Raw genomic sequence first — 14,161 nt, forward strand, 5'->3', positions numbered from 1 at the left:
TTACTCATGAGCATCATAAAATTCAACAATGTCAGCCACGGCGGCATACTCCATAATATTACGGGCGATTTCAGGGAAAGCCGCATCACGACATTCGTCGGACCGAGCGGCGCCGGAAAGACGACATGCCTGAAACACATAAACGGACTGCTCTCGCCGGACGGCGGCGACATATACTACCGCGGGGAAAACCTTGCGGATATCGACATCATAGAACTCCGCAAAGAGATCGGCATGGCATTCCAGAGCTCGCCGATGATTGCAGGCACCGTGTTCGACAATCTCAACCTCCCCCGTGAAATATTCGGGGATACATTGAGCGGGGAACGTGCGAAATCCCTGCTTGAGATGGTGGACCTTGAAAACATCCCGCTCACCCAGAATGTAAAATCACTGTCCGGCGGTGAGCGGAGCCGTGTCTCGATTGCGCGGACTTTCGTCAACCGGCCGCGCGTCCTGCTGCTGGACGAGGTGACATCAAGCCTAGACTATACATTGGTGAAGGAAATAGAACGGCTCGTCGTCCGGCTCCAGCGCGAGGAAAAAGTCACCGTCATCTGGATCACCCATGACCTCGACCAGGCAAGGCGGGTGAGTGATGACATGTGGTTTTTACGCGCCGGCGAACTCATCGAATTCGGCGATGCCTCATTCATCGATGAATCGGATAATGTGGAGATAAGACAATTCGTAAGGGGTGAGGCCCTATGACATTTTCACAGCTCGCCCTGTCACTCATCTTCGTCGCCATCCCGCTTGCCCTCACGCTATGGCTGAAACTCAGGCTTGAAAAGGATATCATCATCGCAACGGTACGGTCGATCATACAGCTGCTGGTCGTCGGTTATATACTGACATTCGTCTTCGAAGCCGACCATCCCGTGTATATCATCCTGATGATCATGCTCATGATCGGCGCCGCCACCCAGAACGTCATCAAAAAAGGCGAGGGCATCCCCGGAATCACCTGGATGGTATTCTTTACCCTTATTGCTGTCGAATCACTCTCAATGCTGATATTATTGGGCTTTGGAATCATTCCCCGTGAGCCGGAGCAGATCATCCCGATCAGCGGCATGATCATCGGCAACTGCATGGTGCTCTCGCTTCTGTTCCTGAATAAATTCAAGGACGAAGTCGAGCGCAGCGATGAAACCATCGAACTCATCCTGTCCATGGGCGGCAGACCAGAGATGGCGATAAAGAGGACGCTCCGCTCCGCCATCCAGACCAGCATGATTCCGACGATCGAAGGGCAGAAGACCATGGGGCTCGTGCAGCTCCCGGGCATGATGAGCGGTCTGATCATCGGCGGCGCCGATCCGCTTGAAGCCGTGATGTACCAGCTCCTGATACTCTTCCTGATACTGAACAACGCAGCGATGGCATCCGTCATGGTCGGCTACATGGCGTATCCGAAACTGTTCAATAAAAAACTGCAGTTCGTGGGGTTGAAATATGATTGATATAAGACGCTTTATTTTATGCTCATTGTTTCTGTGCAGCGCGGCAGTTCTGTCCGCATGCAGCGATGCCGGCAGCAGCATCGATTACGAAGTGATCGGCAAGACAGAGTCCGGAGATTCCGGCGCTTTCGCAAGTTCCATCCAGCAGATCACCGATGAGGAAATGCTCCGCATGGCCATAGAGCAGACCGGAGCAGATATCGATCCCGATGCAGTCGACTTCGATTCAGAGCACCTCTTCCAGGTATCCATGGTCGAAAACGGCTGCGGGTACCTGCTGGAAGACCTCGTGAATGAAGACGGCACCCTCCGGTTCATGTTCGAACTCACCCCTGTAGTGGAGAGCGGCGAAGACCCGGAAGACGTCACATGCGCTGAAGTTGCCGTGCCGACGACCTCCTTCATCAAGACAGAAGCCGTAGATTTCAGTTCCCTTGAAATCTACGGCTCCGGAGAGAAGATAGAAAGCGAGTAGGCATATGCCGCGGCATATTTTAATGCCCGGGTAATCCGTTTGCCGGCCATTGAAAGTTTTCAATGGCCGATAACGCCACTTTATCGGCTATTGTGAAGCCACAGCTTCCCATAACACCTGTATAAACGCTTAAACGCCCTGACGGGAGCAGTTACCTTGCTCCCGTCAGGGCGTTTTCTCAAATATTCGCTTCCAGTTCCTGTTTCATGCTCCGGTAGGCGGACTGCCACAGTTCCGCTTCGGTGGAAAACCGTGCGGTCAGCGTTGAGATCTTTTTGGTGAATTTATCTTTGTAGCCAGGGGCTTCTTTATCCGGCAGCCCCGACATGATAGCGTCGACTTCCTCCTGCACGAATCCGGAACGCGGGCCCCAGTGTGTGACTTCCTCCCCGTTTTGGTCGATGAAGATGATGATCGGGATGGAACGGGATTTTCCGTTGGTCAAATACTGGTCCATGAGCTCCAGGTTGTCATCCCGCAGCAGCATGCGGACTTCCATATGGCTCTTCTTCGCCAGATGCAGAAGCACCGGTGTATTCATCATCGCATCGCCGCACCAGTCTTCTGTGATCACGATGGCGCGCAGGTTTTTATTCTCAAGCCTTCTGAAGAAATTCTCGTCATCGGGTATCGCAAAATTGTTGAAGACGTTCTCCAGGTTTTCCTTGTGCTTTTCCATGTTGCTGATGTAGGTCTCTGCACTCATCGCCTTGTCAAACCAGTTATCCAGTTCTGTCATCACAATACCTCCAACTGTATATTCTTTCCTCAGTTCAAGCTTATCATATCAGCGGCTGCTTACGGCCGTTTTTGCTTTTGGCGGAATTTCATGTTGTGTTTTTCACATTTATATCCTAACCTTGAATAAACACAGGAAAGGAGGGGTTCGCTTGCATGAAAATTCGAGACATATACAGGGCCTGATCTTCGTCATCATCGGAGCTGCGCTGTGGGGCGTCGGCGGTACTGCAGCGGATTACATATTCAGGCATACACCTGTGACGGTCGACTGGTATGTCACGTTCCGTCTGACAGCGAGCGGCATCATACTGCTCTTTGCCTATGCCCTCTTCTCGAGGAAACAGCAGCCGGTGCGGATGGACCGGAAGACACTCGGCATGCTGTTCGTCTACAGCCTGCTCGGCATGACGATGGTCCAGTATTCCTTCATGGCCGCAATCGGCCACGGCAACGCCGCCATCGCGACGGTGCTCCAGTATACCGGCCCGATATACATCATCATGTGGCTCGTCATCCGCAAGTACTCAAAATGGTCCCGCGCCGACGGATTCATCATCATCGGCATGATCGCCGGTGTCGTACTGCTCGCGACAGGCGGCGATCTCGGCAGGATGGCCGTCTCCCCGGCAGCTCTCATCTGGGGGCTGATTTCAGGCGTCGCGCTCGCCTACTACACACTGCATGCACAGAAACTCCTTTACCGCCTCCACCCGCTCCAGCTGGTCGGCGGTTCGATGCTGATCGGCGGCATCGCGATGAACTTCATCCATCCGCTGTGGGATTTCGATCTAGACTTCGACTGGACTTTCAGCCTCGCAGCCATTCTGATTCTCTCCGTCCTCCTGGGTACGACACTCGCCTTCCTGCTCTACATCAGCAGCCTGAAGCATCTGTCTTCCAAGGAAGCCGGGATACTCGGCATCATCGAGCCGGTCTCCGCCGTCTTGAGCTCTGTCATATGGCTTAATGTCAGCATGGGCATCTACCAGGTCATCGGTATCGTCATCATACTCGGCATCGCGATATACATCTCGACCGGCCGCAGGGAATAAAAGAGACCCGCCCGGGCCCGGGGCGGGTCTCTTCAAGTCAGATCATACGAAAATCCCGAGTCCAACTGCCGTTGCCATCGCCAGCAGCAGCAGCTTCTTCTCGACGGAAGTCACCGCTTCCGGATCGGCAGAATCCATCTTCAAAATCATGTAGATGCCGTATGCGACAAGGGCGATCACCATAATGCCCGCTACCGGGCGCGCCAGCATCATCGGGAGTGCAAACAAGCCGATGAGCCCGAGATATAATATTGCCGGATAGCGCGCGCCCCGCATGCCGAACTTATCCGCCGACCATACGACGCTCGTCCTTTTGACGGGGATGGCCTTACGATCCGCTTCCATATCCGGAATGTGATGCACCATCACCCAGCTCATGCACCACAGGGCGTTGATGAATGCATTCTGCCATCCCCACGCCGGAATCGTCTCCAGCATCAGCCACGGAGCGGCAAGGCCGAGCAGCAGCATCGAAGGGAACAGACTCAGCCACTCGCCGGCCAGCGGCACGTAGGCAAACCTGAACGGCCGGAGTGAATACGATGCCGCCCCCCATATGCCGACCACAATGAGTATAGCCAGTTCCGTCTGCCCCAAAATTGCGAGCAGCAGTGAGAGCGCCGCGAGGGACACTGTAAGCGTCAGAGCGATCTTCCTGAGCTGTCCCACACTCATGACACCCGACTGGATCACCCGGCTGCCTCCGGACAGAAGCGCCGGGCTGTGCTGATCGGTACCGGATTCGAAATCGGTGATGTCATTGAATACATGTGTCAGCGCCCCGTGTATCAAAAAGGCACCGAGAATGAGCAGCGCGAGGAGAAACAGCAGCCTCCACATGGAAAACTCATGATGGATAAGAAGCGGCAGCCATGTTGAAATGACCGTCGCCACACTCGATGTGACCACCGCCACCACCCGCAGGAGCATCCCCACCCCTTTGAAACTTAAAGCATTCTCTCCGGTCATACCATCCAGCCCCTTCTAAACTGACTTATCATACAGCCCCGCTTCCGTTAAGCCCGCCGCTTCATCAATCGCCTTCTTCCATTTCTTCCTGCCGTTGACGATATATTTCAGCACTTCCCCGTCCTTCAGTGTCACCCTGATCTCATTCGGCAGCGGGATGAAGCCGTATGCCATCGTCGTACCGATTTCGACATTGCCGACATCCTCAAGTTCCACCGTGCGCTCCGTCCTGTGGAATGCTGAAAAATTGGGCACATGATGCAGCACCGTCTCGGTCAGATACAATTTGCCCGGAATCGGCCGCAGCCCTTTCCACAGATTTCCGTTGCCGACTTTCAAAGTTTTAGATTCCATATAATGAGTTCCTCCGAGTCGAAATTAACTTAAACCAATTATACGCACAAAAAAGTCTCCGGCACAACTTCGCCCGGAGCATTTCCGCACTTCTTCGGTCATTCAGATTTGATGCCCGCCGCGCACAGCGGGATGACAAGTGTTTCATCTTCCTTTTTCACGTATTTCAAATAGCCGGCATAATTCGCCGCGCTGGTCACTTCGACATAGAATCCCTTTTCACTCATTTCCCGGCGGGCTTCAGCAATCTCACTTTCCTCCACTGATATGAACTCACCGCCTGTTTCCCTCACCGCTTCAAGTATCTGCGGCGCGCGGGCAGGGGCGGCTATCGCGATGCCTTCTGCAAGTGTGCCGGTATTCTGGACAGGCGCCGCCACACTCTCCCCGCGTTCGAAAGCCCGTGCAAGCGGTGCACAATTTGCAGCCTGGACAGCCACTATTTTCGGCAGCCTGTCAATGACACCGCTGTCCATCAGCTCTTTGAATCCGTAATATGCGCCGAGCAGCAAAGTGCCGTTGCCGACGGGAACGATCAGTGTGTCAGGTGCTCTGCCGAGTTCCTCGAAAATTTCAAACGCATATGTTTTCGTCCCTTCATAGAAATAGGGATTGTATACATGGCTCGCATAGAACACACCCTCGCGAGCCACCGCCCGCTGTGCAGCGGCAGCAATGTCCTCCCGGGTGCCGTTTATCTGTCTGATTTCAGCTCCGTGCGCCTTCACCTGGGCCACTTTCTTCGGTGACGTGGCATCGCTCAAATATATATCACAGGCGATGTTGCAGCGGGCGGCATATGCAGCTATGGCGGTGCCGGCATTTCCGCTGCTGTCCGCGATGACCTTCCCTGCCCCGAGCACCTTCGACTTTGCCATCAGCACCGCCGCGCCGCGGTCCTTGAACGACAATGTCGGCATCATGTAATCCACTTTTACATAAGTGCCTGCTCGCGCGCCATCCAGCACAATCAGCGGCGTCTGTCCCTCGCCCATCGTCACAGGCTTCCAGTCCTCATACTCAAGCGGCATGGTTTCTGCATATCTGAAGATGGAAGCCGGATACCCCGGCCATGCAGCCGGGTCTAAACCCTTCCTGTCAAAGTCAAGGTCAAGCATACCGCCGCAGTCACATTTCCATCTGGACAACGTGATTTCATGCACAGTGCCGCAGCTTGCACAAATATATCTTGCCATCATTTAAGTTTCCCCCTGCAGTCGATTTCCAGTTCGCGCCCACTTCGATCTCAATCAGCACCTGTGCCTTTTTGGATGCCCCTTCAAATACACGCTCGATTTCATCCACCTGGAAGATCGAATCGATGCCGAAAGATATATCGATGTCTTCAGCAAATGCGCGTATTCTTGACAGCTTCTGTTCTCCGACGATTTCATTGGCGATGAATATATCGGACAGACCTTCCGAGGCCATCACTTCCGCTTCCCCCACTTTCGCGACAGTGATGCCTTTTGCACCGGCCGCCTCCTGCATTTTGGCAAGTGAAGACATCTTGTGCGTCTTCGTATGCGGGCGGAGCCTGACTGCGTTCCTGTCCGCAAAACTCTGCATGTTGTCAATATTCTCCTCCATGATACGTTGGTCGATCAGGAGCGCCGGCGTATCCAGTTCAGTGTAATGCATGATACCCCTCCAAATGTTCGAATATTCTCTCTTCATTATAATCAATTCCGCATGAATTTGTTAAATGAAGGTTCAACCACCGGCATAAAATACTTTACCGATTAATTAACATAATAAGTAAATTGACGTTTTAACTGTAAATCAAATTTCATAAATATTCCCAATAATATTACATTGAGTTTTCAATCTGATTAACAGCAAGTTAAGAATTGATTTAAGTCATAAATTAAACTGAAAATATTTGTACAAAATGTTAACGTTGGGCCGTACCATTTTTTATCAAAACTATAAAGGAGAGACATTACTACCTATGAGGAACACAATCAAATCATTGTCTGCAGCGTTTTTTACATTCGCAGTCGTGCCCTCAGTGCTGTTTTTGAGTGCCAATGCGAATACTGCCTCAGCGAACGACGCACATAAAGATTCTCTGCCGGAAGATCTGCACCCGACCATCGAAGCAAGCGCTGAAGCGCTGAAGCAGAAAGCCGCCGACAAAGGGATCGTCATCCGCTTCACCGAAGGCTTCCGTTCATTTGAAGAACAGGACGCGCTCTATGAACAGGGCAGAAGCGAGCCGGGAAATATCGTTACTTATGCCAAAGGCGGAGAATCATACCATAACTACGGGCTTGCCGTGGATTATGCAGTAGAGACCGGCAACGGTGATGTCACATGGAACCTCGAATACGATGGAAATGGTAACAGCAAGCCGGATTGGTTTGAAGTTGGAGATATGGCTAAGGAATTCGGCTTTACATGGGGTGGAGACTGGGAAGACTTTAAAGACTACCCCCACCTCCAGATGAACTTCGGTCTGTCCCTCCAGGATCTCCAGAATGGATATATGCCGGGATACAACCCATACTTCAATTCCTAAAAACAACACTCAGGCTCCCTCAGTCGATTTGAGGGAGCCTTTTCATTACAGCATGGCTTTTCCTGTTTCATAATATTCCTGCCAAACCGCTTCGGGCACCATCTCTCCTCCGGTGCTCCAGACGATATGAATGGTATTTCCGCCATCGTCCGGGACAACAGCCGGACCCATGAAACCGGCAAGCGCGGATGGTTCCAGTTTGAATCCTTCCGTAATACGGGCAAGGGCGAGCATCCTGAACAGCTGATTGTCACTTACGGTGTATACTCCTGCGATCAGTCCTTCAAGCAGTCTGCCGACGAAGCCGGAGGGCCTGCCGACCGCAAGGCCGTCTGCTGCCGTCTTGTTGTCGAGCCCGAAGTCAGCCACCGACAGCCGGTCATGGCAGCCGGTCATCATGCCGATCAGCATGCACGGGGAATGCGCCGGTTCGGCAAAATAACAGTGGACATCATCCCCGAAAATGACTTTCAGTCCGAACGCGATGCCGCCGGGACCGCCGCCCACCCCGCATGGCAGATAGACATTGAGGGGATGGTTTCCATCCACTTTAATATTCTGTTCGGCGAGCTGCTCTTTCAGTCTCACTGCCGCAACAGCGTAGCCGAAGAACAATGTCTTCGAATTCTCATCATCCACGAAATAGCTTTTCGGATCCTGCTCACTTTCAAGCCTGCCCTGTTCCACGGCTTTGCTGTAGTCATCGCTGTGCTCGACTACATTGACGCCTTTTGAACGGAGCATCTCCTTTTTCCAGGCTCTGGCATCATCGGACATGTGGATCGTCACATTGAACCCGAGTTCGGCACTCATGATACCGATGCTGAGACCGAGGTTCCCCGTGGAGCCGCAGACGATCGAGTACTGTGAGAAATACTCTTTGAACCTGTCTTCAGCGAATACGCTGTAGTCCCCGTCCTCACTGATCATGCCGGCAGAAAGCGCCAGGTCTTCAGCCCTCTTCAGCACTTCGTAAATGCCGCCGCGTGCCTTGATTGAGCCTGATACCGCAAGCTTGTTATCCTCTTTTACAAAGAGCTCTCCTTCCAACGGCACCATGAACATTTCTTCAATTGCCTGCTTCATATCCGGCGCCCCTGTCAGAGGAGATTCAATGATGCCGCCTCCGCTTTCTGTTTCCGGGAAGACCCGGGCAATGTAAGGGGCAAAACGCCTGAGGCGTACTTCTGCCGCCAGTACATCTTCCTTGCCGAGAGGCAGTGCCCTGATGGTTTCATCCGCCCCGTAAGTCTTACCGCCTGTCCACAGTACAGGCTCATACCCTCTTATCAGTTCAAGGAGGGGATACTCGGCCTGCCACTGTTCCAGCGTCTTTCCTTCGATCATGTATCATATCCCCTTTCAGTGATGTTACAGGACAATCATATCAAAAAAACGCACCGGTTTATCAATAAAGACCGGTGCGGATCATCATTCCATATATTTTAGATCAGAGTATCATAGACCTCTTTGAGAATTTCATGATTCGGCCTTGAACCAAGGTTTTTGGCAATGGTGCCCCTGACATATGATTCACTCATTTGGTTCTCGAGCTCGGCGACGGATTCCTTGCTGCCGACCAGATAGGCCCCTTTCAGTTTCCGCCCTTTCAGCTCCTTGGACAGCTCCTGTGCAAGATCCCTGTACCAGCGGTGCTGATTCTCATCAAAGCGCCTCTGGAATTCATCCTTGCCGTGGCCCCTCTCGCCCGGCTGCACAGCTTCCTGGTAATCCACCCAGCTCTGACGTTCCAGATTCCAGCTGAAGTATTTTTCGTCCTGGATAGTGCCGAGTTCCGTCTCGAGGAAAGTTACATCAGCCTGCTGGACGACGATGATCGCCGTTTCAGGAAATTTCTGCTCCAGTTCCTCCACCTGCTGTGTATCCGCAGTGTGGTCCCACCGGATGGAAGTCGTTACCGGCACCTGGAGTATGCGCTCACGCCAGAGCTCACCGTCCGCAGATGCAATGAGGATGAGCCCCCGCTGCATCTCCTTCTGTTTCGCATAGATTTCCGTCTCAGCTTTATCCAGGAGGTTCTGCAATGCTTTCAGTTCTTCCGGGTTATCCTTGTTCTTCACCTGTTCCTTCAGTTCCTTCATCCCGTTCTTCAGGTGGATTTTCCACTCTCCGTTGGCCTGGTTACGGTCCGTGACGTCGGTATTCAAATACAGTGAAAGGATTCCTGTATCATCATTTTTTGCTTTGATCTTCTTAATGTTTTCGACTACAGACATATGCATGGTTCCTCCTCTTCGTATTCACATGGGGCAGAAGCGGGACAGTCTACATGAAAAAATCAACTTTTATATAATCTACCCTCTGTGGACCGGACAAAACATATACTGGAGTCCCTCAATCTTCATCCATCCGTTATTCCCTGGTTGTCCACGCGGCATCATTCACAAATTATCCATTCCAGCCCTATCCTGCAAGTGTTATAATGAAAAATAGAGCTTTTTTATAAAGAATCGAATGAGGGAATACTCTTGAAGAATGGACAGAAGACATCCGGACAGAGAACAGGAACGGCTTCCGGATTTTTAATCAATATCAAATATCTGCTGAAAGGCAAGGTGCTGGTGGCAAATGTGCTGCCGGTCTTTACCGCCTACTGGCTTGCCCTTTACTTCAGCGGCGAAAGTTTTATGGAACATATCCCGCTTTTCCTGCTGACGATCATAGGGAGTACGATTGTCATATCCGGCGCACTGATGCTCAACAACTGGTATGAGGCAGACCTCGACAGGAAGATGGACCGTACGAGAAACCGCCCGACTGTCACAGGTGCGTTTTCCCTGAAATCAGTACTTTGGGCAGGAATCATAACATCCGCCATCGGAATGGGCATGATGCTGCTCACGACATTCGAAGCCTTCATCTACTCTTTTCTTGGCTGGTTTTTCTATGTCGTCCTCTACACATTCTGGTCAAAACGCAAATACACCATAAATACGATCATCGGCAGCATCTCCGGTGCATTCACCCCGCTTATCGGCTGGGCGGTAATTGCACCCGCAACCCATATCATCCCGGTTGCCCTCGCTTATCTGCTGTTCATCTGGCAGGTGCCGCACACACTGGCAATTGCTGTCAAAAGACTTAAAGATTACACACGCGCCGGCGTGCCGATGCTCCCGGTGGTTTCCGGTACGGGGCCGACCATCCGGCAGATGCTGGTCTACACGGCCGCGCTGCTGCCCTTCCCTTTCCTGCTCCTCAACAGCATGGGCGGCATCTTTTTCACCGTTGTGCTCGTCATGACCATCGGCTGGATCATACTTGTCGCTTCAGGACTGAGAACGACAAAGCTCGGAAAGTGGGCACAGGTGAACCTGCGCTTTTCCATCATTTATCTTGTGATCATCTCACTCACGATGATCATCCTGACTTCCCCGGTTGTATATTGATATCGCCTGAGGGCTTCTCCTGGAGAAGTCCTTTTTCAATAATATAAAAAAACTCCCGTCCCGGAACCGGGACAGGAGCATGAAAGATATATTAGCCGATGGAACCTTCCATTTCGAAGGAGATCAGACGGTTCATTTCGACCGCATATTCCATTGGCAGTTCTTTTGTGAATGGTTCGATGAAGCCCATGACAATCATTTCTGTCGCTTCTTCTTCACCAAGTCCACGGCTCATCAGATAGAAGAGCTGCTCTTCGGATACTTTCGAAACTTTCGCTTCGTGCTCAAGCGAGATGTTGTCGTTCAGTATCTCGTTGTACGGAATTGTGTCTGAAGTGGATTCGTTATCCATGATCAGAGTGTCACACTCGATATTTGAGCGTGCACCTTCAGCTTTGCGGCCGAAGTGGACAATACCGCGGTAGGATACTTTACCACCGTTTTTGGAAATGGACTTGGATACGATCGTAGATGAAGTATTCGGTGCAAGGTGGATCATCTTCGCACCTGCATCCTGGTGCTGTCCTTTACCTGCAAGTGCGATGGAGAGTGTCATTCCACGTGCGCCTTCGCCTTTTAGGAATACGGACGGATATTTCATCGTCAGTTTCGAACCGATGTTGCCGTCAACCCATTCCATCGTACCATTCTCTTCGACAAACGTACGTTTCGTAACAAGGTTATAGACGTTGTTTGCCCAGTTCTGGATTGTAGTATAGCGACAGTAAGCGTCTTTCTTAACAACGATCTCAACGATTGCAGAGTGCAGTGAGTTCGTTGTATAGACCGGTGCTGTACAACCCTCTACATAGTGGACGCTTGATCCTTCATCACAGATGATGAGTGTACGCTCAAACTGTCCCATGTTTTCAGAGTTGATGCGGAAATACGCCTGCAGCGGTGTATCCAGTTTTACTCCCGGAGGGCAGTAGATGAATGAACCGCCGGACCATACTGCAGAGTTGAGTGCAGCGAATTTGTTGTCTGTAGGCGGAATCACTGTTGCCCAGTGCTCTTTGAACAGATCTTCGTTTTCACGGAGCGCGGAGTCCGTGTCCTTGAAGATTACACCTTTCTCTTCAAGATCCTGTTCCATGTTGTGGTATACAACCTCGGATTCATACTGGGCAGAAACACCTGCAAGGTATTTTTGCTCAGCTTCCGGGATACCCAGTTTATCAAATGTACGTTTGATTTCGTCAGGTACCTCATCCCATGAACGCTCTGCCATTTCTGATGGTTTTACGTAGTACGTAATTTCATCAAAATCAAGCTCTGAGAGGTCACCGCCCCACATTGGCATCGGCATTTTATAGAAATGCTTCAGGGATTTGAGACGGAAGTCAAGCATCCACTGTGGCTCTTCTTTCATATTGGAAATTTCGCGGACAATATCTTCTGTCAGACCGCGGTCAGAACGGAAAATCGATACGTCTTCATCATGGAAACCGTATTTGTAATCGCCGACTTCTGGTGCTTTCTTAGCCATATCAATCACTCCTTTTTATTATTCGCTGGCGGATTCCCTGACACCTTTTTCAAGTGCCTTCCACGTCAGTGTTGCACACTTGATGCGTGCGGGGAACTGGTTCACGCCGGCCAGCGCCTCGATATCACCCATGTCGTCGGTAATATCATAATCTTCGCCCAGCATCATGTTGCTGAATTCATCGCCCATGGACAGGGCCTTATCAAGCTTCTGACCAGTGATCGCTTCAGTCATCATCGAAGCGCTGGCCATAGAAATGGAGCAACCTTCCCCTTCGAATTTAACATCTTCGACAACATCATCCACTACATTCAAAGTGAGCCTGATCCTGTCTCCGCAAGTCGGGTTGTTCATATCTACAGTCAGGGTACCATCTTCAATGACTCCCTTGTTCCTCGGGTTCTTGTAGTGGTCCATGATTACTGAGCGGTAGAGCTGATCCAGATTGTTAAAATTCATAAGAGAAAAACTCCTTCGTACGTTTAAGGCTTTCTATGAAACCATCTATTTCTTCTTTGGTGTTATATACATAAAAGCTGGCTCTTGCTGTTGATGAAACATCAAGCCATTTCATCAGTGGCTGTGCACAGTGATGGCCGGCACGGACGGCAATGCCTTCCGTATCGAGCGCCGTCGCAAGATCGTGCGGATGGACGTCCTCCATGTTGAAAGTGATGAGTCCGGCACGCTCTTTCGGGCCGTAGATCTCGATGCCTTCAACTTCACTCATGCGCGCGTAAGCATAGTTCACCAGTTCCTGTTCATGATCCAAAATCGCATCCGGACCAATCTCTGTGATGTAATCAATCGCTGCTGATAGGCCGATCGCTTCTGCAATCATCGGCGTACCTGCTTCGAATTTCACAGGCAGGTCCGTCCATGTGGACTCTCTCAGATCAACGAAATCTATCATATCTCCACCGTATTCGATAGGCTCCATTTTATCAAGCAGTCCGCTTTTTCCATAGAGTACACCGATACCCGTCGGCCCCAGCATCTTATGTCCGCTGAATGCGTAGAAGTCGACATCCAGATCCTGGACATCCACTGACATGTGCGGCACGGCCTGAGCCCCGTCGACAGAGATATATGCACCATTCCTGTGGGCTATTTCAGCAATTGCCCTGATGTCATTGATCGTACCCAGGACATTGGATACGTGTGTAATCGCAACAATCTTTGTACGCTCCGAAATGGCCGTTTCGACACTTTCAAGCGTGAGTGTGCCATCCGCCTCCATCGGGATGAAGATGAGTTCTGCACCGGTGCGCCTGGCAAGCTGCTGCCATGGGACGATGTTTGCATGGTGTTCCATTTCAGTCACCACAATCTCATCGCCCTCGCCGACGATCATATCACCGAAACTGCGTGCCACCAGGTTGATTGCTGCAGTGGTTCCCCGCGTGAATACTATTTCCTCATACCTCTTGGCATTGATGAAGTTCTTAACCTTCATACGCGCCTGTTCATAACCATCTGTCGCTTTAGTTCCAAGTGTGTGTACCCCGCGGTGTACATTCGAATTGTACTCGCGGTAGTAATCATTCATTGCATCGATGACTTTTGCCGGAGTCTGGCTGGTTGCAGAAGTGTCAAAGTATATGAGGTCTTTCCCGTTTACCTTCTGGTCCAGGATTGGGAAATCCTTTCTGATATCAATTGCATTCATTCGGGAAAACCCCTT

The 14,161-nt window shown here is 51.3% G+C and carries 15 protein-coding genes and 1 pseudogene; 6 read left to right on the plus strand and 10 right to left on the minus strand.

The genetic code is table 11. From position 1 onward, the window contains the following. The first annotated feature begins 6 nt into the window (after positions 1-6). Genes WN59_RS10945 through WN59_RS10955 form a run of 3 tightly spaced genes read left to right on the plus strand, consistent with a single transcriptional unit; the run spans position 7 to position 1,941 of the window. Complete coding sequence (locus tag WN59_RS10945) at positions 7-711, plus strand: ABC transporter ATP-binding protein (protein ID WP_046517127.1); 705 nt, start codon at positions 7-9, stop codon at positions 709-711. After that, positions 708-1,466, plus strand: a complete 759-nt coding sequence (locus WN59_RS10950) for an ABC transporter permease (RefSeq protein ID WP_046517130.1) — start codon at positions 708-710, stop codon at positions 1,464-1,466. The genes WN59_RS10945 and WN59_RS10950 overlap by 4 nt, the downstream gene beginning before the upstream one ends. Further along, positions 1,459-1,941, plus strand: a complete 483-nt coding sequence (locus WN59_RS10955; protein WP_046517132.1) for a hypothetical protein — start codon at positions 1,459-1,461, stop codon at positions 1,939-1,941. The genes WN59_RS10950 and WN59_RS10955 overlap by 8 nt, the downstream gene beginning before the upstream one ends. 178 nt (positions 1,942-2,119) lie before the next feature. Here WN59_RS10955 and WN59_RS10960 read toward each other — a convergent pair whose 3' ends face one another. Continuing rightward, positions 2,120-2,680: a thioredoxin family protein gene (locus WN59_RS10960; protein WP_046517309.1), complete on the minus strand. Its 561-nt coding sequence runs from the start codon at positions 2,678-2,680 to the stop codon at positions 2,120-2,122. 151 nt (positions 2,681-2,831) lie between these two features. Between WN59_RS10960 and WN59_RS10965 the strand changes: the two genes are divergently transcribed. After that, positions 2,832-3,734 carry an EamA family transporter gene (locus WN59_RS10965; protein ID WP_052747411.1) on the plus strand — a complete coding sequence of 301 codons (903 nt, stop codon included), beginning with the start codon at positions 2,832-2,834 and terminating at the stop codon, positions 3,732-3,734. 42 nt (positions 3,735-3,776) lie between these two features. Here WN59_RS10965 and WN59_RS10970 read toward each other — a convergent pair whose 3' ends face one another. The 4 genes and pseudogenes from WN59_RS10970 to WN59_RS10985 all read right to left on the minus strand — a co-directional run. After that, entirely contained in the window at positions 3,777-4,703 is a 927-nt protein-coding gene (locus WN59_RS10970) for a prenyltransferase (protein WP_046517135.1), read from the minus strand. 15 nt (positions 4,704-4,718) lie between these two features. Next, positions 4,719-5,057, minus strand: coding sequence for a PH domain-containing protein (locus WN59_RS10975; protein WP_046517137.1), 339 nt, complete (start codon positions 5,055-5,057; stop codon positions 4,719-4,721). Positions 5,058-5,155: 98 nt separating this feature from the next. Then, entirely contained in the window at positions 5,156-6,253 is a 1,098-nt protein-coding gene (locus WN59_RS10980; protein WP_046517313.1) for a threonine synthase, read from the minus strand. 37 nt (positions 6,254-6,290) lie between these two features. Continuing rightward, positions 6,291-6,698: pseudogene (locus WN59_RS10985) on the minus strand (alanine racemase); the annotation flags it as partial. A gap of 310 nt (positions 6,699-7,008) precedes the next feature. On the opposite strand from WN59_RS10985, the gene WN59_RS10990 reads away from it, so the two are divergent. Then, complete coding sequence (locus WN59_RS10990) at positions 7,009-7,578, plus strand: M15 family metallopeptidase (RefSeq protein WP_052747412.1); 570 nt, start codon at positions 7,009-7,011, stop codon at positions 7,576-7,578. Positions 7,579-7,623: 45 nt separating this feature from the next. On the opposite strand, the gene WN59_RS10995 is transcribed toward WN59_RS10990, so the two are convergent. Next, positions 7,624-8,925: a D-serine ammonia-lyase gene (locus WN59_RS10995; RefSeq protein WP_046517140.1), complete on the minus strand. Its 1,302-nt coding sequence runs from the start codon at positions 8,923-8,925 to the stop codon at positions 7,624-7,626. Positions 8,926-9,023: 98 nt separating this feature from the next. Continuing rightward, on the minus strand, positions 9,024-9,815 hold the full coding sequence (locus WN59_RS11000; RefSeq protein ID WP_046517142.1) for a VLRF1 family aeRF1-type release factor: 792 nt from the start codon (positions 9,813-9,815) through the stop codon (positions 9,024-9,026). A gap of 252 nt (positions 9,816-10,067) precedes the next feature. On the opposite strand from WN59_RS11000, the gene cyoE reads away from it, so the two are divergent. Continuing rightward, positions 10,068-10,988, plus strand: a complete 921-nt coding sequence (gene cyoE / locus WN59_RS11005; protein ID WP_046517144.1) for a heme o synthase — start codon at positions 10,068-10,070, stop codon at positions 10,986-10,988. A 91-nt stretch (positions 10,989-11,079) separates the two neighbouring features. Here the strand turns inward: cyoE and sufB are convergent, their stop codons facing one another. The 3 genes from sufB to WN59_RS11020 are packed head-to-tail and all read right to left on the minus strand — an operon-like array spanning position 11,080 to position 14,146. Beyond that, on the minus strand, positions 11,080-12,477 hold the full coding sequence (gene sufB, locus WN59_RS11010; protein ID WP_046517146.1) for a Fe-S cluster assembly protein SufB: 1,398 nt from the start codon (positions 12,475-12,477) through the stop codon (positions 11,080-11,082). Between the two features lie 18 nt (positions 12,478-12,495). Next, the gene (sufU, locus tag WN59_RS11015) at positions 12,496-12,936 is read right to left on the minus strand and encodes a Fe-S cluster assembly sulfur transfer protein SufU (protein WP_046517149.1); all 441 of its coding nucleotides are present in this window, start codon (positions 12,934-12,936) and stop codon (positions 12,496-12,498) included. After that, entirely contained in the window at positions 12,926-14,146 is a 1,221-nt protein-coding gene (locus WN59_RS11020) for a cysteine desulfurase (RefSeq protein WP_046517151.1), read from the minus strand. Before WN59_RS11020 ends, sufU begins: the two co-directional genes overlap by 11 nt. Positions 14,147-14,161 lie beyond the last annotated feature (15 nt).

The sequence above is a fragment of the Salinicoccus sediminis genome (assembly GCF_000986795.1).
In the GTDB taxonomy this organism is placed as follows: domain Bacteria; phylum Bacillota; class Bacilli; order Staphylococcales; family Salinicoccaceae; genus Salinicoccus; species Salinicoccus sediminis.